A 23,742-nucleotide genomic window follows, 5' to 3' on the forward strand; every position below is an offset into this window, starting at 1 on the left:
GAGCGGCGCTCGCGAACGTTCGAAAAACCTGCCATAACAAGGCCCCGAGAACGCGCGTTTTCGGGGCCGTTGGTGGGAGTAACGGAGCTATTCGAGAAGGAGTAAAAAAGCGAGTTAACCAGGCAACAATCGCTCCGCCCATTCTGCTTTGTCAGACGGAAACGCGGCGGCTGGTTCTCCGACCGCAAGTCGGCGCGCCGCCGCCTATAGCATGGCCAAGGGCTGCCGCTGGCCGGGGCGCGGAAAGGCCGCGTCGAGCTCGGCCAGGTCGGCGGCGGACAGCCGCAAGTCGGCCGCCGCCCGGTTCTCCTGCACGTGGGCCACGCGCCCGGTTTTGGGGATGGCCAGCACCTGGCCCCGGTGCAACACCCAGGCCAGCGCGGCCTGCGCCGGCGTCACGCCCAGGCGGGCCGCGACGTGCTGCAAGGCCCGGTGCGTGAGCAGCCGGCCTTGTTCGACGGGACTGTAGGCCATCACGGGCATCCGATGGGCCGCGAGCCACGGCAGCAAGTCGTGCTCGGGGCCGCGCCGGGTCAGGTTGTAGAGCACCTGGTCCGTGGCGCAGGCCCCGCCGCCCGCCGCCACCAATTCCTGCATGTCGGCCGTGTCGAGGTTGCTCACGCCCCAGCGCCGAATCGTGCCCGCGGCCACCAGGCGCTCCATCGCCTCCACCGTTTCGGCCAGCGGCACGCGCCCGCGCCAGTGCAGCAGGTACAAGTCCAGATAGTCGGTGCCCAGCCGCTGCAGGCTGGCGTCGCAGGCGCGGGGCAGTTGCTGGCGGGAGGCGTGGTGCGGGTAGGCTTTGCTGACCAAAAACACCTGCGCGCGCCGGCCGCGGATGGCTTCGCCGACCAGGCGCTCGGCGGCGCCGTCGCCATACATTTCCGCCGTGTCGAGCAGGGAGAGTCCGAGGTCGAGGCCGGCGTGCAGGGCCGCCAGCTCGTCGGCGCGTTGGGTGGGGTCTTCGCCCATGTGCCAAGTACCCTGCCCCAGGGCAGGGACCGACGTGCCATCCGGAAAATGAATCACCTCCATGGAGCTCTTTAACGGCCGGCAACCGCGCCGGTTGCCGGCCCGGTAACCGAGGCCTCCCCTGAGAGGCCGCAACCGACGCGCTGGTCGTTTCAAAACGAGCGTTCCGGCCAAGTACACCGCTCCGCAGGCCGGTGTCACGTTCGTTAAACGGACGTTTGGAGGCCGGGATAGCAGGCTTTACCTGCTATGAACGTTCGTTGAAGCGTTGTTCCGCCGCGCACAGGCGTATGCAGCCACCCGCTGGGCCTGTTTGGTGGCGGCGCGTCAGCCCGGAGGGCGCCACGTGGTGGGCCAGTAGAGGAAGAGAACGGTGACGCGTGGCCAGCGGTCAACGAGGGACCGCGCGCTTCACCGCCCTCGCCGCTGCGGGGGGGCGACCGCGCTGCGCCGGCGAAGAAATACGGACGACGGCAGGGGTTGCAAACAAACACGCAGAGCCCGTCAGTAAGTACGGAGAAGCTCTTCCGTAGAAAGTGGTATTTCGTCTCCGTTTCGGCCTAAATTACAGAAAATGAGCCCAGTATATGTGCCATTCTCGTCGACAATGCTTACACTTGTATAGCACTAAACCAACTTTTAATACTCCTATGGCTACTTCCGCTTCAGACCTCGCAACTTCGGCCGCCGCGGCCGCCAAATCCGCCACCCGCCCGGCTACCCGTGTCGGCACCAAGAGCCGCCGGGGCTTCGCCGCCATGAGCCCCGAGACCCAGCGCCGCATCGCCAGCGAGGGGGGCAAAGCCTCGCACGCCAGTGGCCGGGGCCACCGCTTCTCGGCCGAGGAGGCCCGTGAGGCCGGCCGCAAAGGCGGCTTGGTCAGCCGCCGGGGCAAGACCACCGCCACCACCCCCAAGTAAGGCGAACCCGAGGGCCGACGGCCCCCGGCACGCCGCAACGAGGCGTACTACGTCGCTGGTTTTCGCCGCGCGCGCAGCACTTCAACTGCCCCGCCCGCACGTCCCGTGGGCCCCTGGCCGAACACCGTACCTGCACCTGGCCGCCGCCGCTACCCCACGGCCGTCGGCGTCGGCGAAGCCGCCCCCCTGGCGGGCCTGCGCCTTGACAACGCCCCCACATTTCCTGTCGCCATCGCCCCGCGATGCGAGCGGTTTAATGCCGGAGTATGGGCCACCATTTCGGCGGCCGATGCTCCGGCATTTGCCGGTCCGGGCTTTCCCACCCTCGTATTGGCCCTCGACCGGGCCCGCGGGCGGGTGGTGCCCCTGCCGTGACCGACCGGCCAGCGGCGGCGGGGAAGGCATGAGGTGCCCTAACGAGTCGAACGTTACAAGCCCAGTTCCTTGGCCGCGTTGTGCTGGCGCACGTTATCCAGCCGGGTGTAGCGGCGGATCATGGCGCTGGTCTTGTGCTTGGTCTGGTTCATGACCTTGGAATCGTCGGCGCCGTGGAGCTTGGAGACGGTGACGAACGAGGCCCGGAGCGAGTGGGCCGTGTAGGGGGCGCCCAGGTACTGCTGCACGATCAAGTTGATGTACTTGGTCGTCATCCGGCGGGTGGTCAGGTGCTGGTGTTTGCGCAGGGAGACGAACACGCACCCCTCCGTGCGGTCCAGCACCCGCAGCCAGGCCTGGAGCGACCGAATGGGGCACAACGCCGGGTCGGGGGAGTAAAAAATGGCCTTCTCTTCGGCCTGCCCCAGCTGGTTGGTTTTGCTCTTGTCCAAAGACACCACCAAGCCTTCCTCATCGAAGGCCAAGTCCTCGATGTTGAGCGCTTCGAGCTCGGACCGACGAAAGGCCCCGGTAAACCCGAGCAGCAAGAGCGCCCGGTTGCGCAGCCCGGTGGGCGTGCTCACGTCGATGCTCCGAATGGTCCGCTTAAACGAGGCGAGGGTAAAGGCCGCCGCCTGCTTAATGCGGGTCTTTTTCTCCCGGGCGATGCCCTTGAGCAGCACCTTGACCTTTTTGTCGGCGGTGGGCGAGTCGTGGCCGGCCAGCGCGTGGGCCTTGGCGATGGCGGCGGCGTGGCGCTGAATGGTGGCCACCTTTTTGCCGGCGTCCGCCAGCTCGGTCAGAAACCCCGCCAGCGCCTCGACCGGCGCGGGCAACGATTCCAACCGGTGCAGGGCGCACCAACTGGTAAACCGTTTCCAATCCCCGGCGTAGGCGCGGACCGTGTTGGCGGCCCCGCGCAGGCCGGTCTCGACGTAGCGGGTGGAGGAGGCCACGAGGTGCGCCGGGAGCTGGGCGGTGGGCAGCGCGGGAGCAAGTAAATCAGACGGCATGGCGCGGGCAAAACCGCCCGCAACGGACGGGCTTTTCGTTGGCAAGATAGGGACCGATAAGTCAACCTTATCAGGCCTTATCTTACCCCATTGCTCGCGAACGAGTAGGGACGGACCCATGGCCGTGTGACGCCAGGGTCACCGGGATGGTGGCCCCCGGACCCTTAACGCTGGCTAGCATGATGCACAGCGAGGACTTCGGGCAGTGCGCAGGGGGTTAGGACCCGCCCTACTTCTTCACATAAAAGGGGAGGTTGGCCGTCGCCACGTTGCCATGCCCGTCGTCGGCGTACACAAACAGCCGGTAGGCGCCTTCCTTCGCAGGCGCGGTGAGCGTGGTGTGTCCCGTGGCCCCGGCCGGAAGGAGGCCCGGAACGGCGACCGGCCGACTCTCGCGGTCGCCGCCGGTTTTCAGGTCGGTGCTTTCCGGGAGCAGTTCCCAGCGGTAGTGGAGGCGGTCGTTGTTGGGGTCCGTGACAGCCGCTCGCACGGGGTACGCGCGGCCGGGGTGCAGGTACACGTGGTCGGTCGCCGTTTTGCCGTCCACCTGCAAGCGGGCCACGTGCGGGGCCCGGTTCGCGGGCCACTGCCCGCGCCAGAGGTAGTGCATCACGTCAATCACCTCCGATTCCAGGCCGTCTTCCGTGAACAGGCCGTACCAGGTCGGGGTGCGCTCCTGCTTCTGGCCCCACAGAAAGACGTACGTTCCCAGGCACTGCGCGGTGTCTTTCGCGACCGAGGATTCGTACCGGCGCTGGTAAACGGCCGCCTTCTGGCTGCTGGTTTCTTCCACCGGGGCGTTCCAGGGCGTGACGGGGCTTTCCCAGTGCCCGGTCGGGCCCCATTCGGCCACGACGTAGGGCCCGGCCCAGCCCGTGGCGCGGATTTGCTGCGGGATGGCGGCCAGCCCGGCGTACGTGTTCACGCTGAGAATGTCCACGGCCGGGCACTGCGCCTTGACGCGGTTTACTTCCTGTTGGTTCAGGCCGGCCAGCACGGTGCTGGTGGGGTGGTTGGGGTCCACTTCGTGGATCATTTTCGCGATGTCGTTCACCGCGTCCCAGACCTTGGCGTTGGTGTAGTCCAAGTTCAGTTCGTTGCCAATGCCCCAGAACAGCAGCGCCGGGTGGTCTTTGTACGTGAGCACGTCGGCGCGCACCCGCGCCAGCTGGGCGGCCACGGCCGCGGGGTCGTTGTAATCGAAGCCGTGCCGCTCGCGGGCCACGTCGAGGCCCAGCATCACCGTCAGGCCGTTTTTGGTGGCCTCGGCTAGCACCCGCGGCGCGTCGCCGGTGCCCCAGGTGCGCACCGAGTTGCCCCCGTACGCGTTGATGCGCTCTGGAAACTGCCCGCCCCCGGCCCCTTTAATAAAATAGGGCCGTCCGCCCCGCAGCAGCTCGTAGCGCCCCGCCGTGTGCCGCACTTCCACTTTGACCGGGCCGGGTTGCGCGTGGGCTTCGCCGAAGCGTGCCAGAAAGAGTGCCAGCAGGGGCAGGAGCAGGGAAGCCTTCATAACGGAAGCGGAAAAATGGGGTGGTGCAAGGTAAGAACCGCGCCGCCGACGCCATCGACCGCTGCCTCGTCGAAATCGGTGCCGCGGGTTGCACGAGCCGTTCGGGCCGATGGGAAGAGGTTCGTGCCTGGTGAAGCACCGCACTGCCGATTAGTGACCAGCTCACTGGGCCGGGCGGTAAACGAGGCCGCAGGGCTACCCGATAACGCGCAAGAAAAGACCGTTTCACGCGGATAGTAAGCGGGCCAAATGGGCATGTTACCTCTTGTAACCGGTCGTTTACCAAACGTGATGCCTCCCTCCTGCCGGGGCCGCAGCCGAAAACGAAGAATTTGCAGGCCCTGTTCCGCGGGGCGGGTGGCCCGTTGCTCATCGACTTTTTTCGTGCGCGTGCCGTTGCCAGCCGACCTTCCGTGCACCAAAAAGCCCCGACGGTGGACGTCGGGGCTTTTTGGTGCACGGAAGGTCGGGGCGGTGGGCTCGTTAGTCGATTTGCAGGCGCTGGCGGAGTTTGCCCACGCGCACCACGTACAGGCCGGGCGCCAAGCCGTTCAGGGACACGCGGGTGGCCCCGGGGCTCAACGCCTCGCGGCGCACGACCTGGCCCAGGCCGTTAAGGAGTTCCACGGTGCCGGGCCCGCGCCGGGCGGGCCCGTTCGCCACGTCCACCGTCACCGAGCCCGTGGCCGGGTTGGGGTAGACGGCGAGCCCGGGGGCATCGGGGCTACCGTCCGTGGTGGCGGTGAGCACGCGCGGGGTGCCCACGGCGAAGAGGCCGGCCGAGGTGGCCGTGGCCGCCGGGGTGGTCACCTGCAGCGGGCCGGTGGCCGCGCCCGCCGGCACGGTGGCCGTCAGGCGGGTGGCGCTGACCACCGCAAAGGCAGCGGGCAGCCCGTTAAAGGCCACCTGGGTGGCGGCCGTGAAGTTGGTGCCGGTGAGCGTGACGAGCGTGCCCGCCAGTCCGCTCGTGGGGGTGAAGGAACTCACGGTCGGGGGCAGCAGCACGGTGAACACGCCCGGGCTTTGGGTCACGCCCGCCCCGGTGGCCAGCACCAGCCGGCCCGTGACGGCCGTGGCCGGCACGGTGAAGGTGAGCTGGCCGGCCGAGTTGACCGAGTAGGCGCTCACGGTCACCGTGCCGAGCTTGAGGCTGCTCACACCCGTGAAGTGGGCCCCGGTGACCACGACCAGCGCCCCGCGCGGGGCCGTGTCGGGCGAGAGGGTGGCAATGACCGGGGCCGGGTCGGTGCCGACCACGAAGTCGGCGGCGGTGACGGCCGTGCCGGCCGCGGTGGTGGCCGTCACCCGGCCCGTGGTGGCACCCGCCGGCACGGGGACCGTCAGGCTCGTGGCCGAGGCGACGACCACGCCGGGCGCGGGCTCGCCGTTGAAGGTGACCTGGGTGGTGCCCGTCAGGTTGGTGCCCGTGAGCGTGACGAGCGAGCCGGGGCTGCCCGTGGCCGGGGCAAAGGCCGTGAGCGTGGGCGGCTGCAGGACCGTGAAGGTGCCCGCGCTCTGGGCCATGCCGCCGGGGGTGGTGACGGAGAGCTTGCCGCTGGCCGCGGCGAAGGGCACGGTGGCCCGCAGCTGCGTGGCCGAGAGCAGCGTGACGCTGGAAGCCCGGGTGGTGTAAAAGTACACGGCCGTGGCCCCGGTCAGGTTGGTGCCGGTGATGGTCACCAGCGCCCCGGCCGGGCCGCTGGTGGCCGTGAAGGAGCTGATGGTCGGGGCCGGGGCAGTGGTCACCGTGAAGGCCGTGGGGGACAGGCCGCTGCCGGTGGCGTTGGCGGCCGTGAGCCGGCCCGAGGTGGCCCCGGCGGGTACCACCGCCGTCAGGCGGGTGGGGGACTGGTAGGTGGTGGCCGCGGCCAGGCCGTTGAGCAGCACTTTGGTGGTCGAGGTAAAGTTCAGGCCCGTGAGCACCACGACCGAGCCGGGGGAGCCGGCGGCGGGCAAAAAGGAGCGCACGATGGGCCCCACGGTGAAGGTGGCGGCGCTGGTGGCCGTGCCCCCGGGCGTGCCCACGACGAGCTTGCCGGTGGTGGCCCCCGCCGGCACGGTGGCCGTCAGGGTCGTGGCGTTGAGCACGGCGAAGGTGCCGGCCGGGCAGGCGCCGGTGCCGAACTTGACGGTCGAGGCGCCGAGCAGGTTGGTGCCGGTGATGGTCACCGTCGCGCCTTGGCCGGCGGCCAGGGGGGTAAAGGACGTAATCGTGGGGGCGGGCACGGCGACGGCGAAGGCCGTCGGGCTCAGGGCCGTGCCGCCCGGGGTGGTCACGGCCAGCCGGCCCGTGCTGCTGCCGGCGGGCACCGTGGCCGTCAGGCTCGTGGCCGAGACGACGGTAAAGGCGGCGGGCACGCCGTTAAAGGCGACCGTGGTGGCCCCGGTAAAGCCCGTGCCCGTGAGCGTGACCAGCGTGCCCGCCGGGCCACTGGCCGGGACAAAGCTGCTGAGCACGGGGGGCACGGTGACCACAAAGCTCGCGGCGCTGGTGGCCGTGCCGCCGGGGGTCACCACCTGGACCTTGCCGCTGGTGGCCCCGGCCGGCACCGTAGCGGTGACGCTGGTGGCGGAAACGACCGCGAAGGTCGTCGCGGCCACGCCGTTGAACTTGACGGCCGTGGCCCCGCTCAGGTTCGTGCCCGTCAGCGTCACGCTCGTGCCGATGGTGCCGCTGGCCGGGGCGAAGGCGCTCAGCGTCGGGGCCGGCACCACGGTAAAGGAGGCCGTGCTCAGGGCCGTTCCCCCGGGCGCGGTCACGCTTAGCCGGCCCGTGCTGGCCCCGGCCGGCACCGTGGCCCGCAGGGTCGTGGCCGAGACCACGGTCAGGCCCGTGGCCGTCGTGGCGTTAACCTTGACGGCCGTGGCCCCAGTGAAGTTGGTGCCCGTCAGCGTCACCACCGTGCCCACCGGCCCGCTGGTGGGCGTGAAGCTGGCGACGGTCGGCGCGGCCGTGGCCAGTTCGGTGATGGTGATGGTGTAATCTTCAGCTTCTCCGTACGTGATGCTGGTACAGGATTCGGTGCTGGCAATCACGCCGCTGTACTTGCACCGCACGCGCAAGCGCGTAGCCCCCACCGTGGCCGTGGCGGGCACCAGGATGCTGGCCGTGAAAAGGGACGCCCCGGCCGTGGGCGAGGCATACACAAATTCGCCCGCGTCGGCAAAGTCTTGGTCGTTGTTGTAGTCGATCCACACGCCAAAGCCTTCGGGGAACCGCCCCGCGGCCTGCACCCGCAGCGGGTAGCTTTGCCCACGAGCCACCGCGGTGGTAAGCGTACCGCTGGGGGCGTACTGGGTGTAACCCGTGGCCGTGCCGTTGCTGCAGCCCGTGTTGTCGTTGACCAGGGTATGGAAGGCAAAGTCGCGGATGTAGTCGTCGTCCGCGCAGCCGGTGGCGTATACCGGCAGGCAGTACGCCGCCGAGGCAATGGAATACGCGCCCAGCGAGCCGTAGTCGGAATCGGCCCCCAGGGATCCGCGCGTGCCTTCCACGCTCAGGAAATAGATGCCCAGCGGGAGAACAACGTCCAGCGAAGCGGCCAAGGTAGCGGGATCGGCGGTGGCCACGACCGTGCCCGCGCCGTTGCGTAACGTCAGCAGCAGGTCCAGGTTGGGGTATGCCGGCGCCGGACTCACGGCCACCGCCAGGCGGCCGCCCCCGTGGGAGTAAGCGAAGAAATCGACGTCGGCGGGGGTGGAGATGAGGCCCTGGTTGGCTTCCGGCCACACGGTGCCCCGGGCGTCCTTGACTAGGACGGTGGCCGTGGCGGCGGTGTTGCCGTGGTCGTCGGCGCGGTAGCCGAAGCCGTTGAGGGTCGTGAGTTTGAGCAGGTCGTCCTCGGGGTTGTCGGCCGCCGCGTACTCGCCTTTGCTCCACTGGGTGACGGGGGCGGAGTGCCCCCCGCCCATGATGGGGGCCCAGGACGCCTGCCCCTGGTAATACTCTTCGACCGGCGCGGTGCGGCCGTCGTGCTGCAAGCCCATGGCGTGGCCCGCTTCGTGCGCGCCGGACTTGCCGGCGGAGACGCCGTTGATGCCGATGTTCCACACCCAGCTCGGGGTTTCGGCTCCCTCTGCCGTGCCCCAGCTGAACGAACCCACGTAGGCCACGCCGCCCGCGTCGGGAAACCACGCGTTGGTGGGGGTGAAAATCGTCCGGTGCCGGCGGGTGAGCGGGGCGCTGGCGAAGGCGGCTTCGCTGGTGGTTACGTTCACGGCAAAGGGGCGGTAGTCTTCGCTGATCTGTTTCCACACCTCCGCCATTTGGGCTTCGGTGAGGGTGGACGGGGCGGCCACGATGGGGTTGCCCGCGTTGTAGTTATTGTTCCAGCGGGTGTTGGTGACGGTCTGGCCGTCAAAGTCCAAGTACAGCACCGCGCCCGCGCCCGGCAGGCTTTCCAGCACGGGCACGGCACCGGCACCGGTTCCTTTTGCGCCGGGGAGCCCGGGCCGGATTGGTTTCAAACTGGCCGGCTCCTTTACCAGCGGCAGGCCGGTGCAAATCACGTGGTCCAGGTCTTCCTCGGTCAAGTACACCAGGCCCTGCGGGGTAGAGGAAAAGCGGTAGTACTTCTGCTGGGCCAGCAGCGTGATAGCGCCCGATACGTCCCGGCCGCGGATCTGCACAAATACGTGGCTGGACGGGGTGTTTTCAACGTCGCCAAACAACAGCTCGGCGTCTCCCTGCTGCCGGCGGCTCTGGAACCGTAGGAACAACGGAGCCCCGCTGGCGGGCTGAAACCGGAGCCGCGCGGAGGGTTTTTGCGCCGCCGTCTGTGCTTGCGGTTGGTAAGCCCCAGCGACTTCGGCGATGGTTCCCAAGTACACCGGAGCCGGGGTTTGGGCCCGGACGGGAACGGCGAGGCCGCCCAGCAGCAGCAGCAGCAGCCAAAAACGCGTAAAGATGGTCATAGAAGCAGGGGTAATGGATTGACAAAAGCTCGCTATGGGCTGGAACCGAGGGCTGGTTCCAGGCCTTGGGAGGGGCGATGCCCAAATCCAGGGCTTGAGTTGGATGCCGCGCCAGTGAAAGGAATTGTTGGCTCAGCAGCAACAGGCCCCCGTTACGCGCCGGTAACGGGGGCAGTCGCGTGCAAACAATTGCGTAAGGGGTCTTACAGAAAGCGTACTGAAAATAGGCTGCGCATCGCTTGGCCGTTAGCTCTTGGGTTGACGAGCCCGACGGGCTCGCAGCTGTCTGAGACCGAAAGCAAGGCCGCCGGCCAGCAGCAGTGAAGCGCCGCCATCGATGGGAACCGCCGTCGGGGCGAGTGGGCCGCCCGTGTCGGGCTGGGACAATGCGGGTAAACTAGTCAGCAAACACATGGCCAGCAAGCGCGTGGCGGAGGTAAGAAAGGCGTTCATGAAAAGAGGTGTTTGATGACGATGCAGGACTGCCCCCTTACAAGGAGCCAGCTCTTCTGATTTATTGAATCACGATGCGCTTCGCTAACGTGGTAGCCCCAACCTGTACGCGCAGGGTGTAAACCCCCGCAGCTAGGTTGGCAGCATCCATGTCAAGACGGGCACCGGTGGCGGCCAGCGCCGCTTGCTGGCGGCGCACGACCTGCCCCAACGCATTGAGCAAATCGGCGTGCACCTGCGTCGCCCCAGGGACGGCCGGCACCACGACGGCAAAGCGCGCGTGCGCAGGATTCGGGTAAACGCTGATCGCGGCCGCCGGGAGGGCACCGGAGGTGGCCAAGACGGAGCGGCTGTCAAAGCGCAACGTGAACCGCCCGAGGGAGGAGGCCAGGGCCTGAGCGGCCGTGACCGAAAAGGCGTAACTCGCTTGCTGGCGGAGGTTGACGCTTTGGCCCGTGGCGGCATCGGTCAAGTAGGGCTCGAGGCCCGCCGGCAACTGGTCCAGGGCCAGCGCCGTTAGCCGGTAGGTGCCCGCCGCGGGCACGCCCACGGACAGGGCCAGGGCCGTGCCCGCAACAAAGGCCGGCCGGCCGTCAATGGCCAACGCTTCCCCGCTTGCGGCCAAGCTGGCCAAGTTCAAGCCGGAGGGATTTACAAGCTTGCTCGCGTCAAAAGGCGCCTCGAAGGCTGGCGAGGCGCCGCCTTCGGCGTAGGCCACCAGCACATCAGCCGGGCCGCTTGCGCCACGTAATTCCACCCGCACCAGGGGGCGGGGATCCAAGGCCGGGCGGCGCACCGCCACCTGGGTGGCGTAGGTCGTCACGCGCTGGGCGTTGCGGAAGGTAAGCGAACCGGCCGTCTGATCGGCACGGACCCGCACAAAAAAGCCTTGGCTGCTCCCCACCAGCGAATTGCCTACCCCGTTCACGTACGCCCGGTAACTGCCCATGTACGGGCCGCTGCTCTCGAACACGTACATGGCGGGTTCGAGCCCGGTGCGGTCGCCCGGGGCCACCCGGGCGTAATCCAACGGCGCGGGGTACGGGTTGCCGACTAACTGCCAGCCCGCCGCGCCGGCGTTGGCATTCGTTGCCGGATTACGCGCCAGCGCGAGTTGCCGGTCGCCGCTGGTCAGTTGCCCCCTGAACGTAAACGTCTGCCCCCCCGGAGCGTTGACGACGTATCCCCGGCCCACGGCCAGCGGTGCCGACAAGCCGGTTGGCACGACAAAGCCGCGATCGAATGGCGCGTAGGCGTTGACCACGGTGGCCAGCCGCGCTTGGTCGTAGGCAAACACCGTGGGGAAGGGCGTTACCGTCCCCGGGGAGGGGCTGCTGTTGTACGCATTGGCTTGGCGGACTTCGGGCGTGAAACCCGACGTGGCCAACCCGGCCACGGTCGCCCCACTCACCGGCGGGCTCAGGTGGCGGTAGCCCCGGACGGGGTTGGCGCTGGGGTCGATGTAGCGCTGGACCGCGGCGGTGTTGCCGTTGACCTGCCCGGCGCCGGTGTTGACCACCAAGGCCGTTCCGGTGGGCGAGGAAAGCAACGTCAGCGCTTGCCCGTTTAAGGTAACGTCGCCGCTGAGCAAGAGCACGCGCTGGGCGACCTGCAGGCCCTGCGTCAGCGTCAGGCCGGCAGCGTTGTCGACGATCAACTCGGCCACCGTGCCGGGAAGGCCGTTGCCGGTGACCTGCGCTCCGGTCCCGTTGAAGCGGTAGCTGGCCAGCCCGCTCAGCTCGCGGGGACCCGTGGTTTGCACCGCGCCCGTGCCCGGGGTCGTGCTCAGGCCTTGGGGCGAACAAATCGCCAGCGTGGCCCCGGGCGCTACGGTGAAGGTGCCCGGGCCGCTGACCCCAAAGCAGCCCGAGGAAAGCTGGCCGCCCGTTTCCACCCGCAGGCCCCCGGTCACCACCACGTTGCCGAGCAACGTCGCGACGCCGGTTCCCGTGACGGTGATGTTGCGGTAGGTACCGGCCGGTACCGAGGCCGTGTTGCTGATTACCAAGTCTTGGGCGCAGGCGGTGACCACCACCGCATTGGAAGTGGCTTGGCAGCCACTGGCTGGGTCGGTGGCGGTCACGGCATAGCTGCCGGGTTGGGTCACGGCCAGCGTGGGCCCCGTGCTGCCGTTGCTCCAGGCATAGGTAACCCCCGCCACGGGCCCCGGGGGAGGGACCAGGGCACCGTTGGCCGTGAGATCCAGCAGAAAATCCGGGGCCGCGGCGTTGCCGTTGTAGGTGTAAAACTCCCCGCCTGCCAGGATCTGGCCATTGGGCTTGTTCACGACGGCGAGGACAATTGAGGGGCCAATGCCGCTGCCGCCGGGGTTAAAGCTGGCATCCAGGCTGCCGTTGGACTGCAACCGCGCCAGCCGCTCGGGAAATGAGGTATTGAGGGCGGAATGGACAAAGCGGCCCCCAATCAAAATTTTCCTATCGGTCTGAACGTTAATTACTTCCACGATGCTATTGCCTTGCAGGTCCACCCCACTGGGGGTAAAGGAAGGGTCCCACGAGCCGTTGGCATTCAGGCGAATCATGTTGTCGGGTACATTGGCGTTGCCGTTGTGGGACGTAAAGTAGCCGCCGACCAGAATCCGACCGTCCGGCTGTTGGGCGATAGTCTCTACAATCGTGCCCCCACCGAGGCCCACGCCGCCGGCGTTAAAGCCCGTGTCGACGCTGCCATCCGAGTTAAGCCGCACGATGCCGTCGGCGATTGGTACATTATTGAGATAGTAAGAGTAAACCCCTCCCACCAATACTTTCCCGTCCGGTTGCAACACCAGCGCCTTTGGGTAACCATATGCCCCATTGAGACTGGTTCGCGTAACTTCCGTAAGCTGGAAGGACCCGTCCACACTCCCGTTGGCATTGAGCCGCAAGACGTCTTTGCTGGGCCCGACACGGTTCAATAAGGGGTCGGTATACCCGGCAAAGTTGCCGGCGATCAGGATTCGGCCATCGGGTTGCAGGGCGATGGCTGTGGTCGAATTGCCGGTGCCGGATTGGCCCGACCACCCCGGGTTAAACGAAGCGTCCAGGCTCCCGTCGGTGTTGAGGCGGGCGACGAAATTGGGCACCGCGTTATCGCCGTTGTAGCTGCCAAAACCGCCGGCAACCAGGATTTTGCCATCGGGTTGCAGTAGCATCTGGGTCACGAAACTGTCGAAGCCACTGCCGCCCGCGTTGAAGGTGGGGTCGAGGGTACCGTCGGCGTTCAGGCGCGCCACGTAATCGGGGGCGGCGACGTTGCCGTTGTAAGTGGTGAAGTTGCCGCCCACCAGCAGCTTGCCGTCCGCCAGAGGAATCAGGGAAGAGACGACGCTGTTGAAGCCCGTGCCGGTCGTGTTGATGCTGCCCACCGTGGCCGCGGCCGTTAACGTAAACCCGCCCCCGCACAGGTTCAGCGGGCCCGCCGGTGTCGCGGCCACGGCAAAGGTGCATTGGGCGTACACGGCCGGCGCAACAGGGAGTAGGGTGGCCAAGAACAGGACGGGGCGCCATGCCCAGCGGCAGCTTGCGCGGAGCCGGGAAGTTAGGTACGGGACTCTCATAGACAAGTAAACAAGCAGTGAATAGTAAACATAAACATACTGCATTTACCTGTTATTTGTATTATATTATTAAAAAATAATGACAAAATAGTTCAAATAGATCAACCTTGTACACTTTCTAATGCAGGCCAAAGTATCTGGCCATAAGTACGTAACAAACAGTACAAAATAGTACACCCCGCCCCTGCCGGTGTGCCTTTTTATACCCCCACGTCCCGCCCTTAGGCGACAGCTACCATAAGACACTGAAGTGACTTAAGTAATAGTATTCTAAGCTGTTGCCATTTTTCGTTTATTCAGGAAGTTGTTGCAATGCCTCTCCCCCACCCTAAAAAATCACTGATTTATGTATGTCATACATAAATCAGTAATCAATCTTTGATTAACCAATTCCCTGCCTCATTTTGTACCAACACAAAACCTTGACTTAGATAGGTTTGCTCTAAGTTTTCATCAAATGAAGCGGGCGCTTTACCCTTCTTCCGCATTGTCTCATAGGCAGCTTCGGCATCTTCCAAACGAATCCTTACGCTTGAACTATCCACACCTTTTTTAGCGCTTTTCTGCTGTTTCACTTGTGCTTTTGCAATCTGTTTGCGGTACTCTTCTAACAGGTAGCCTTCCGTCAGCGCTTTAAAGACAGCACCTCCCTCCTTTTTCACTTTACCTTGCAGCACCTTCGCTCGGATAGTCTGCAACACGAAGTTGATATATCCTTCGTCATACAATCCACCCTCTAACTGCATACGAATTGCAGGCAAGCTCTTCTCCCCTACCCCCGCTGCCAACACACCAGCTTCCCAGCCCGTGGGTTCAACTGATGAGGCAAGGGCAACACTTCCTGCTGGCGAGAATAGGAAACGAATTTCAGTAATGATCCGTCCCTGCTTGATTACTTCGTAGGTAAAGGGCAAATCTGTTTGCGCCAGTTCCATTTGAGCACGGTCTAATACCCGGTCCCGAAAGTGATCGAATCGGTTTTGGTATTCAGTAGTAAGCCCCAATACATTGCGCAGTTCCGCCAAACCAATCACCCGTTTGCCAAAAGCTGCATACTCCCGAAGCAGCCAATATATTCGATGCGACACGGGGCTTTTGAGCTTCAGTAGTTGACTAAGCTGCGCCTTGGTAAAGTTATCGCGCAGTTCCAACAAGTATGGACGAATATTCTCATTGAAGCTCGCCTCGACCATCCCCGTTTTGCGGCGGTAGTAGGCACGGCCCATTAAGGGCAAGGTCAATACATCCGGATCTTTCACTCGCTTACCATCTGGACTCAGGGCCTCGATGAAAAGTGCACGGGTACCAATGCTACGCACCATCTCGCGCACCTCGTTGTAGATGGCATTGCTGGCGCTACTGGAGCATATCTCCCGTACGGGCACCTCACAGACCATAAAGCTGTCATCATCCCTCCCAATGCGGCTTAGTAGCGCTAAGAAGAACCGCATTTCCAACGCCGACATGTTGAATCGCGCGTTAACCAGTGCGTTATGCTGTACTACCAGCGGTAGGGCTGTGACAGAAACCGATTCCATATCAGATGAATATAAAATTGAGATTAGGCAAATATAGTATTCTACGTCGCATTCCCCCACAGATTTTTAATCATGTGGGGGAATGGCCCTATTTCTGTGGGGGTGTCAAGGCCAAATGACCCTATTTCTGTGGGGGAATGACCCCATTTCTGTGGGGGAATGACCCTATTTCTGTGGGGGAATGACCCTATTTCTGCGGGGGAATACCCTTGCAACAATAAGAATTTCAATGCGTTGCGCCACCCGTAAACTATATAATAGTTATAAACATAAGTAAACTACTAGTTCTTGAGCAGTTTTTTGATTTTGAAAAGCCTTGACCTTTTTAAGGGAGAACAAAGCGAGTTAAAGCAGCGGGGCGATGACCCTATTTTTGTGGGTATTTGAGATGAATTTCAAATAAAATGCCTCTGAATACCTCCCAGAGGCATTTTTTTGCGATTTGTTAATGACCCTATTTTTGTGGGGGTATGAGCATACCCCCACAAAAATAGGGTTGCTGCTGATGGCTATCTGGTGGGAAGTTTACGTTTCACCCGTTCTGGTTCCGGTAGCGGCTTGTCTGCATCGGGATGAGCCACAAAGTATTCCTGCAAGGCCGCATCTATAATAGAGCTCATATCGCGGCGGTCCCAAAATGCCAATCTATGCAACTGCACGTAGGTTGAAGTTGGAAGTGTATTGGTAAACCGGGTTTTGCTCGTTAATTCTGAATTGGGCACAACAACTGGCGACCCAGGCAACGGGGAAGTGGAGACTGGGGCAAATAGCAAGTCATCAACGGAACCCTTGGGTATTGCCGCGGCTGGTTGCGACACCAGAGCAGCGAGGCCAAATTTAGAAGAGGGCTTTTTCATTGCCTTGACTTATAATGGTTTGTAAATAAATATGCATTGACCATATGATGTGTATTATATGCATTATGCATACTGTGCATATCATGTGGTGCATGCAGCTAATCTTTCCAGAATTTCGGTGGTTAGGTTTTCGTAATCCTCAAAGGCATTGCTGCTAGGTGCGTATTCCTGCAAACTCTGGCGGTTAACCTGGGCTTCAGCCAATGCCACATTTTCCCGAATAGTTGTCTGCATGAGCAATGGACCTAGTGTCTCATGTTGCCGTAGCATATCCACAAACTCGTGATGCAGGCGCTTACGGTATGTAGAAGAGTACCGCGTCAGGAAGAGGCCCCCGACTTGCAAGTTGGGATTGAAACTCTTTTTTACTCGAGCTACCACGTCGAGCAATGAAGTAAGGCCTTCGTAACTGAGATATTCCGGATGCACGGGAATAAAGGTGGCGGTCGAAGCAGTGAGCGCCGCGGCAGCAAGTGGCGAATGTGGGGAAGGACTGGTATCGAAAATTACGTAGTCCATCTTCCCTTCAAGCCCATCCAGGGCGCTCTTTAGCACCATGATGTAGTCCATCTGAGTACCAAGTACCTTTTCAGCTGCCACGATGGCTTCGGTGGCCTGTACCAGCCACAACTGAGAGCCTACTGGTTGCATGACTTGCGCCAGGGTTGCCTCGCCATTAGCGACCAGTCCTATATGCTTATCGATTGGCAACTGCGGAAGTATAAGCGATAGATTACGCTGCGGATCGCAGTCCACTAGGAGTGTACGACACCCCCGATTGGCTAGCGCATGTGCTATCGCCCAAGCCGAAGTGGTTTTGCCTACGCCACCCTTTCGGTTGGCAATTGTGAGTACTTGCATGAATTGCGGGAATGGTCGAGTCAAATGTCGGGAATACTGTCTGCATGTGCAACATGGTATTCTCCATGCATACTGTATGCATGGAGAATACCATGTTGCACATGCAGACTGGCATTGCAACTTTAAACAGGGCCGCAGGCCGAATTGGTAATAGTTCTGGTGTTAGCGGCTATTCAGGGATTGCGTGTTATGGCTGTGCGTCACCAATAACCCCATGAAGAGCAAGAATTCATGGCAACTGCCTTTCCTGCTAATAGCTGGAGGTTGCTCAAAAGGAAGTTTATCAACTAAGTCAATTTAACATAAAACGGCTTATATGCGCCCAGAATCAGTCGCATTGGGGCATTTGCCGGGCCGGTCACAGAGGGACTACTAGTCGATAGGGGAGGAGCGGGGCCGGCCTGGCTAACGCATTGCTGGGAGGGGAAGACGTACCGTTGGTCTGGTGTGCCGCTTCGGATGGGGCTTGTCAAGCAGGTAGCGGCAGCCGATAAGTAGGGACAGGCGCCTTAAGCTAATTTTCAATCACTTGTGATTACAGTTGATTGAAAATGAACTGCCTTAGGCAGAATTGAGGGCTCCAAAGGCTGCTGTTCGGCCGAAGAGATTGGGGAAACCGGCAGAGGCCCTCGGTTCCAAGGCACCGTATAAACCAGAGCGGGGAGCGGCGGCGACGGGGTCGGTGACGGCTCCAAAATTGGCAGCGCTGGCGTGTTATGGCCCTTGCTCTGGGCGGTAAGAATGCTCTTTGCTCAAGCGACAACGGGATAGCCGGTTCGGCAGAGTAAGGGCGTGGCCCGTAGGGCTAACAACGGCTGAAAATGATTATTTTTTATAGATTATACTTATTCTTACATTTTATCATGCGGCCGCCCTTATATTAGGTTATTCTATTGCCTGCCTGGTGATTAGCCTGACTTTTTATTCCGTACGCGTATGCTTCCTACCCTGTCCTTTTCGCTGTTTACGCTTCCCCACTTGAGGGGGAGAGCCCTGTGGCCTACTGCCTGGTGGCTGCTGACCGCGTCGCTGGTGGCGCTGGCATCGTTTGGCGCTTCGGCGCAGCAGCGGCCCCGGACAACCCAGGCAACTCCCACCGCGCAACCCCTGAGCGGAGCGCTGAACCCGGATGGGACGCTGCGCCCGGGGGCCTCGGGCTCGTTTGACCCTGCGGGCTACCGGATGGTGACGGCGTCGAATGGGCAACCGGCGTTTCGGCCGGCTTCACTCAACGGCGCAGGAGATGAGAACTGGCAGGGCGGGTTCTCCGACGGGGTTATGGGCGGCAGCATTCTAGCGCTAGCCGTCTCGGGCACGAACGTATACGTAGGCGGCACCTTCACCACTGCGGGCGGGGTAGCGGCCAACAAGGTAGCCAAGTGGAACGGCACGGCGTGGAGTGCGCTGGGCACGGGCCTCAACAGCACCGTCCTAGCGCTGGCCGTCTCGGGCCCGGACGTGTACGTGGGCGGCGGCTTTACCACCGCGGGCGGGGTAGCGGCCAACTACGTAGCCAAATGGAACGGCACGGCGTGGAGTGCGCTGGGCCCGGGCCTCAACAGCACCGTCTCCGCGCTGGCCGTCTCGAATACGAACGTGTACGTGGGCGGCCAGTTCACCAGCGCCGGCGGGGTGGCAGCCAACTACATAGCGAAGTGGAACGGCACGGCGTGGAGCGCGCTGGGCACGGGCCTCAACGAGCGTGTCTACGCGCTGGCCGTCTCGGGCACGGACGTGTACGTGGGCGGCGGCTTTACCACCGCCGGCGGGGTAGTGGCCAACAACGTGGCCAGGTGGAACGGCACGGCGTGGAGCGCGCTGGGCACGGGCCTCAACAGCACCGTCCTAGCGCTGGCCGTCTCGGGCACGAACGTGTACGCAGGTGGTAACTTCACCACCGCGGGCGGGGTAGTGGCCAACTACATAGCGAAGTGGAACGGCACGGCGTGGAGTGCGCTGGGCCCGGGCCTCAACATCCCCGTCCTAGCGCTGGCCGTCTCGGGTACGGACGTGTACGTGGGCAGCAGTTTCACCACCGCGGGCGGGGTATTGGCCAACAACGTGGCCAGGTGGAACGGCACGGCCTGGTCAGCGCTGGGTACGGGGCTTGGCAACACCGTTCAAGCGCTAGCCGTCTCGGGTACGGACGTGTACGCAGGTGGTAACTTCACCACCGCGGGCGGGGTAGTGGCCAACAACGTGGCCAGGTGGAACGGCACGGCCTGGTCAGCGCTGGGCACGGGCACGGGGCTCAACGGCCCCGTCAATGCACTGGCTGTCTCGGGCACGGACGTATATGTGGGTGGCAATTTCACCTCAGCCGGTGGGGTGACGGCTAACAAGGTGGCCAAGTGGAACGGCACGGCCTGGAGCGCGCTGGGCACGGGCTTCACGGGACAGGTCAACGCGCTGGCTGTGTCGGGCACGAACGTGTACGTGGGCGGCTTCTTCACCTCAGCCGGCGGGGTGGCGGCCAACTACGTGGCTAAATGGAACGGCACGGCGTGGAGCGCGCTGGGAGCGGGCCTCAACGGCCGGGTCTCCGCGCTGGCCGTCTCGGGCCCGGACGTGTACGCGGGCGGCGGCTTTACCACCGCCGGCGGGGTGGCGGCCAACTACGTGGCCAAGTGGAACGGCACGGCGTGGAACGCGTTGGGAACGGGCCCGGGCCTCAACAGCACCGTCTCCACGCTGGCCGTCTCAGGAACGGACGTGTACGTGGGCGGCGGCTTTACCACCGCCGACGGGTTAGCGGTCAACTACGTGGCCAAGTGGAACGGCACGGCGTGGTCAGCGCTGGGCACGGGGCTTAACAACGGCGTCAATGCACTGGCCGTCTCGGGCCCGGACGTGTACGTGGGCGGTGGCTTCACCGCCGCCGGCGGGGTGGCGGCCAACTACGTAGCCAAGTGGAACGGCACGGCGTGGTCAGCGCTGGGCACGGGCCTCAGCTTCCCAGCCTCCGCGGTGGCCATCTTGGGCCCGGATGTGTACGTGGGCGGCGGCTTTACCAACGCCGGCGGGGTGACGGCCCGCCGTATCGCCAAGTGGAACGGCAACGCGTGGAGTGCGCTGGGCACGGGCCTCAACAACCAAGTCAATGCGCTGGCCGCGATGAACAGCAAAGTGTATGCGGGCGGTTTCTTCAGTGCTACTGGGGATGACTCCCAAGGGAGTGCTTACTTCGGGGTTTTTTTGCCGCCGCCACCGCCCGCCCTTACGAGCTTCACGCCCACTTCGGGTTTTGCCGGCACCGTGGTGACGCTGACGGGCACGAACCTGACCGGAGCCACCAGCGTGCGGTTCAATGGCACGGCCGCCACGCCGTTCACGGTGGTGTCGGCCACGCGGATTACGGCCACCCTGCCGGCGGGCGCCACCACGGGGACCGTGAGCGTTACTGCATCCGGCGGCACGGCCACGAGCACGGGCGTCTTTACGGTGCTGGCGGCTCCCACCATTACCGGGTTCTCGCCCGCGAGCGGCTCCGTGGGGGCGAGCATTGCCATCGGCGGCACTCACCTGAGTGGGGCCACCGCGCTAAGCTTCAACAACGTCGCTTGTCCAGCGGGCACCTTCGCGGTGAACTCGGCCAACCAGATTACGGCGACCGTACCGGCGGGGGCTTCTACCGGCACTATTCGGGTGACGACGCCCGGCGGTACGGCGACCAGCACGGGCACCTTCACGGTGGTAGGGGGACCGACCATTACGAGTCTTTCGCCCACCAGCGGACCGGCGGGGACGCTGGTGATCCTGACCGGCACCAACTTTACCAACGTGCAACGGGTGCGGATGGGGGCACGGGCAGTCGCCTACACGGTGCTTTCGGCGACGAGTTTGCGCGTGACGGTGCCGGTGGGGGTCTTCGCGAATGCCTTTACCGTGACGACGGCGTACGGCTCGGCGACGTCGGCTGTGTTTACGCCGACGGGTACGCTCAACCTCGTGGCCGACTCCGTAGTGGCGATTCCGACCAGGCAGGTAGTGATTCCCGTGCGGGTGGGGGGCTTTCAGAGTCTGATTGGCCTACAGGGCAACCTCACGTGGGGCCCCGGGCTGACGTACGCGGGGGTAGAGCAGCTGAACCCCGCGCTGGGACTGGCGGCGGCCAACTTCGGCACCGCGCAAACGGCGACGAACACGCTCTACTTTGCCTGGAACCAGGCCAACAACACGGCCACGAGCCTGCCCGATAACACGGTGCTGTTTGCGCTCCGGTTCGACGTGGCGGCCACGGTGCCGCCGGGCGGGTCGGTGCCGGTGAACCTGCCCCCCGAGCAGACGCCGTTTGAGGCGGTGCGGTCGGACTTTACCGTGTTCCCCACCTACCCCGTGGCGGGCAAGGCCCAGGTATTGCTCGCGGCCCTTAGCGGGAGCGTTCATACCCGAACCGGCGCGGGGGTGCCCAACGCGACGCTGGCGATTGCCGGGCCGGGCTTTGCCCCCAATCAAGTAACTCCTGTGAACGGCAGCTTCGGCTTTCCGGCCCTGGTGGGCACGGCCAGCTACGCCCTGCGCCCGAGCAAGACGTCCGAGCAGACGCCGACCAACGGGGTGACGGTCTCGGACATCGCCCTGGTGCAGCGCCACATCCTGACCACGGCGCTGCTGGGCGACGCGTACCGCTTCTTCGCGGCGGACGTGAACCGCGACAACGCGGTGACGGTGGCGGACGTGGCCCTGATCCGGGACCTGATCCTGCGCACGCGTTCCAGCTTCCCGAAGGGGCGCCTGTGGACGTTTGTGCGGTCGAACCAAACGTTTGCCAACGCGAACGCCCCCGGGGCACCGGACACGGCCCGCACGTACACCAATTTGGCGCTGGTGAACGTGGGACAGGATTTCGTGGCCTGCAAGCTGGGCGACGTGAACGATACCTGGAACGCCGCCCTCCCGCGGCCGGCCCAGCCGGCCGCGCCGCTCACGCTGACCGTGGGCTCGGGCACGGTGGCCCCGGGGGGGCGCCTGGCGCTCCCCATCACGATGGGGGGGATGGCCGCGGGGGCGGTGCAGTTCACGGTCAGCTGGCCGGCGGAGGCCTTGCGCTTGCGCCGCGCAACGACCGGTACGGCCGGCGTATCGCTCGGCGTGGCCGATTCGGTGGCCGGCACCCTGACGGTGGTGGCGGTGGACCCGGCGGGCGCAGCCCTCGCCGCGGGCACCACGCTGGTGACGCTGGAAGTGGAGGCCCGGGACCCGCAGGGCGTCACGGCGCAGGTGGCGATCACCAGCGCCGTGACGCCGGCCCTCGCCTACACCCACCCGGACCTGGCCCCCCTGGCGTTGACGACCCAGGCCGGTGTGGTCCGCGTGGGCGCTCCCACGAGCACGTCGGCGCTGACGACCGGGCAGGTCCTGGGGCTGTGGCCGAACCCGGCGCACGAAACGGTGCGCCTGGCGGGGCCGGCCCGCACGGCCGTTCTGGTGGTGAATGCGCTCGGGCAGGTGGTGCGCCGGACCCGCCTGGATTCGGCGGGCGCCGTCACGCTTAACGTTCGAGGCTTGGCCCCGGGCGTGTACGGGGTGCGGGCCGGGACCGCGGTGCGCCGGCTGGTGGTGGAGTAAAAACGGATGAGATGGAAACAGGAAAGGCCTGTCGGGCTGACTGCCCGGCAGGTTTTAACCTCGACCGAGACTGCTTGACCTACCCAGAGCGCTGAGGTATTGCCATTGCGTCAAACCCGCATACTCCGAAAGGACCGTGCCTGGTGCAGAGTTCCTCGACGAGTGCTCCGACAGTGGGGGTGCAGAGAAGAGCTATGCCATCTAGGGTGCCTTGGCTTTTGTACCCTCGCGATGAGCAGGATAAGAATTAAGTGATAAATACATATATTGTAACTATTACCCGAGTAAGGAGATTGCAGCTGGCTAAAACGCTTGGCTCCTGTGTCTTTTTCTTACCCGAACTTGTGCCTAAGGGCCAACGTGAAATAAACTACACCAAGCGGATTGGTCACTTTACCTCTTTCACCACTTTAGGCGCTACGCCCCCGTTCCATGAACACTTTATACCGAATTCTGCTCAGCGGCTTAACCTGCCTGGTGCTCTCTGCCGGCGGCTGCGACAAAGAGCCCGACGCCCCCGCCCCGACCTCCTGCCCCACCCCGCTGGCGTTTTCGGCCAGCATGGACGGGCAGGGCAGCATTTTGATATCCGGGGTCAGCGGCGGCACCGCGCCCTATTCCTACGCCGTGACCGATCAGAACTACCAGGCCAGCGAAGTTTTTGCCGGTCCCTACCCAGACGGCAGCTACGTCGTGTCGGTGCGCAGCGCGGGCGGGTGCTTCACGTCCCAACTCGTGAGCTTGACGCGCACGCTGCCCACCTCCGACTTGCAGTTGCTGACCAACGGCAGCAGCAAGAACTGGCGCGCGACCCGCGTCGTGGACCAAAACGGCACCACGGTCCAATCGTGCAACAGCACGCCCTTCACCATGACCTTCACCGCCAGCTACGCGGTGCGGCTGGCCCAGTACAGCGCTAACGGCGCCGGCGGGGCGTGCGTGCTGAATGAGAACAACGCGACGTTCTTGCTGGGCAATGGGCGGCGGCTGACCGTGCGCGGCAAAGATTTCAACGGGAACTCCGTGGACGAGTATTATCAGATCACCCGCCTCGACGACAAGAACCTCGAGTTGTCCGGCATCACCGACCCGGCCAAGCGCTTGGTGCTGGTGAACTGAGCGCGGCCCACAACCTGGCCTTTAACCAATCCCATCGGTTCCCCAAACGCTCTTTCAGCTGAGTTGCCACGTTTAGCTTC

13 protein-coding genes are annotated in these 23,742 nt (G+C 64.1%); 4 read left to right on the plus strand and 9 right to left on the minus strand.

The annotated features are described in order from the left end of the window. Positions 1 to 204: 204 nt before the first annotated feature. Positions 205 to 1,029, minus strand: coding sequence for an aldo/keto reductase (locus tag I2I05_RS21030; protein ID WP_317192391.1), 825 nt, complete (start codon positions 1,027 to 1,029; stop codon positions 205 to 207). A 593-nt stretch (positions 1,030 to 1,622) separates the two neighbouring features. Between I2I05_RS21030 and I2I05_RS21035 the strand changes: the two genes are divergently transcribed. Further along, positions 1,623 to 1,892 carry a KGG domain-containing protein gene (locus tag I2I05_RS21035; protein WP_196284240.1) on the plus strand — a complete coding sequence of 90 codons (270 nt, stop codon included), beginning with the start codon at positions 1,623 to 1,625 and terminating at the stop codon, positions 1,890 to 1,892. 105 nt (positions 1,893 to 1,997) lie between these two features. After that, positions 1,998 to 2,267, plus strand: a complete 270-nt coding sequence (locus tag I2I05_RS21040; RefSeq protein WP_196284241.1) for a hypothetical protein — start codon at positions 1,998 to 2,000, stop codon at positions 2,265 to 2,267. Positions 2,268 to 2,320: 53 nt separating this feature from the next. On the opposite strand, the gene I2I05_RS21045 is transcribed toward I2I05_RS21040, so the two are convergent. The 8 genes from I2I05_RS21045 to I2I05_RS21075 all read right to left on the minus strand — a co-directional run bounded on the left by I2I05_RS21045 (position 2,321) and on the right by I2I05_RS21075 (position 16,975). After that, entirely contained in the window at positions 2,321 to 3,280 is a 960-nt protein-coding gene (locus I2I05_RS21045) for a tyrosine-type recombinase/integrase (RefSeq protein ID WP_196284242.1), read from the minus strand. Between the two features lie 229 nt (positions 3,281 to 3,509). After that, positions 3,510 to 4,793 carry a glycoside hydrolase family 2 TIM barrel-domain containing protein gene (locus I2I05_RS21050; protein WP_196284243.1) on the minus strand — a complete coding sequence of 428 codons (1,284 nt, stop codon included), beginning with the start codon at positions 4,791 to 4,793 and terminating at the stop codon, positions 3,510 to 3,512. Between the two features lie 483 nt (positions 4,794 to 5,276). Then, on the minus strand, positions 5,277 to 9,707 hold the full coding sequence (locus tag I2I05_RS21055; RefSeq protein WP_196284244.1) for an IPT/TIG domain-containing protein: 4,431 nt from the start codon (positions 9,705 to 9,707) through the stop codon (positions 5,277 to 5,279). A gap of 246 nt (positions 9,708 to 9,953) precedes the next feature. Then, positions 9,954 to 10,160, minus strand: a complete 207-nt coding sequence (locus I2I05_RS22500; protein WP_394368751.1) for a PID-CTERM protein-sorting domain-containing protein — start codon at positions 10,158 to 10,160, stop codon at positions 9,954 to 9,956. Between the two features lie 61 nt (positions 10,161 to 10,221). After that, the gene (locus tag I2I05_RS21060) at positions 10,222 to 13,650 is read right to left on the minus strand and encodes a T9SS type A sorting domain-containing protein (RefSeq protein ID WP_196284245.1); all 3,429 of its coding nucleotides are present in this window, start codon (positions 13,648 to 13,650) and stop codon (positions 10,222 to 10,224) included. A 440-nt stretch (positions 13,651 to 14,090) separates the two neighbouring features. After that, positions 14,091 to 15,257, minus strand: coding sequence for a replication initiation protein (locus tag I2I05_RS21065; RefSeq protein WP_196284246.1), 1,167 nt, complete (start codon positions 15,255 to 15,257; stop codon positions 14,091 to 14,093). Positions 15,258 to 15,766: 509 nt separating this feature from the next. Beyond that, a complete protein-coding gene (locus I2I05_RS21070) occupies positions 15,767 to 16,114 on the minus strand; it encodes a hypothetical protein (RefSeq protein ID WP_196284247.1) in 348 nt (115 codons plus the stop codon). 81 nt (positions 16,115 to 16,195) lie between these two features. Further along, the gene (locus tag I2I05_RS21075) at positions 16,196 to 16,975 is read right to left on the minus strand and encodes a ParA family protein (protein ID WP_196284248.1); all 780 of its coding nucleotides are present in this window, start codon (positions 16,973 to 16,975) and stop codon (positions 16,196 to 16,198) included. A 936-nt stretch (positions 16,976 to 17,911) separates the two neighbouring features. Here I2I05_RS21075 and I2I05_RS21080 point away from each other — a divergent pair. Both I2I05_RS21080 and I2I05_RS21085 read left to right on the plus strand, forming a co-directional pair. After that, on the plus strand, positions 17,912 to 22,543 hold the full coding sequence (locus I2I05_RS21080) for an IPT/TIG domain-containing protein (RefSeq protein WP_196284249.1): 4,632 nt from the start codon (positions 17,912 to 17,914) through the stop codon (positions 22,541 to 22,543). 432 nt (positions 22,544 to 22,975) lie between these two features. Further along, positions 22,976 to 23,662: a hypothetical protein gene (locus I2I05_RS21085; RefSeq protein WP_196284250.1), complete on the plus strand. Its 687-nt coding sequence runs from the start codon at positions 22,976 to 22,978 to the stop codon at positions 23,660 to 23,662. The last annotated feature ends 80 nt before the right edge of the window (positions 23,663 to 23,742 follow it).

It is taken from the genome of Hymenobacter jeongseonensis (assembly GCF_015694725.1).
In the GTDB taxonomy this organism is placed as follows: domain Bacteria; phylum Bacteroidota; class Bacteroidia; order Cytophagales; family Hymenobacteraceae; genus Hymenobacter; species Hymenobacter jeongseonensis.

Coding starts and splice junctions, on each gene's coding strand:
- I2I05_RS21035 (WP_196284240.1), top strand. CDS start 1,623: ATGGCTACTTCCGCTTCAGACCTCGCAACTTCGGCCGCCGCGGCCGCC.
- I2I05_RS21045 (WP_196284242.1), bottom strand. CDS start 3,280: ATGCCGTCTGATTTACTTGCTCCCGCGCTGCCCACCGCCCAGCTCCCG.
- I2I05_RS21050 (WP_196284243.1), bottom strand. CDS start 4,793: ATGAAGGCTTCCCTGCTCCTGCCCCTGCTGGCACTCTTTCTGGCACGC.
- I2I05_RS21055 (WP_196284244.1), bottom strand. CDS start 9,707: ATGACCATCTTTACGCGTTTTTGGCTGCTGCTGCTGCTGCTGGGCGGC.
- I2I05_RS22500 (WP_394368751.1), bottom strand. CDS start 10,160: ATGAACGCCTTTCTTACCTCCGCCACGCGCTTGCTGGCCATGTGTTTG.
- I2I05_RS21065 (WP_196284246.1), bottom strand. CDS start 15,257: ATGGAATCGGTTTCTGTCACAGCCCTACCGCTGGTAGTACAGCATAAC.
- I2I05_RS21070 (WP_196284247.1), bottom strand. CDS start 16,114: ATGAAAAAGCCCTCTTCTAAATTTGGCCTCGCTGCTCTGGTGTCGCAA.
- I2I05_RS21075 (WP_196284248.1), bottom strand. CDS start 16,975: ATGCAAGTACTCACAATTGCCAACCGAAAGGGTGGCGTAGGCAAAACC.
- I2I05_RS21080 (WP_196284249.1), top strand. CDS start 17,912: ATGCTTCCTACCCTGTCCTTTTCGCTGTTTACGCTTCCCCACTTGAGG.
- I2I05_RS21085 (WP_196284250.1), top strand. CDS start 22,976: ATGAACACTTTATACCGAATTCTGCTCAGCGGCTTAACCTGCCTGGTG.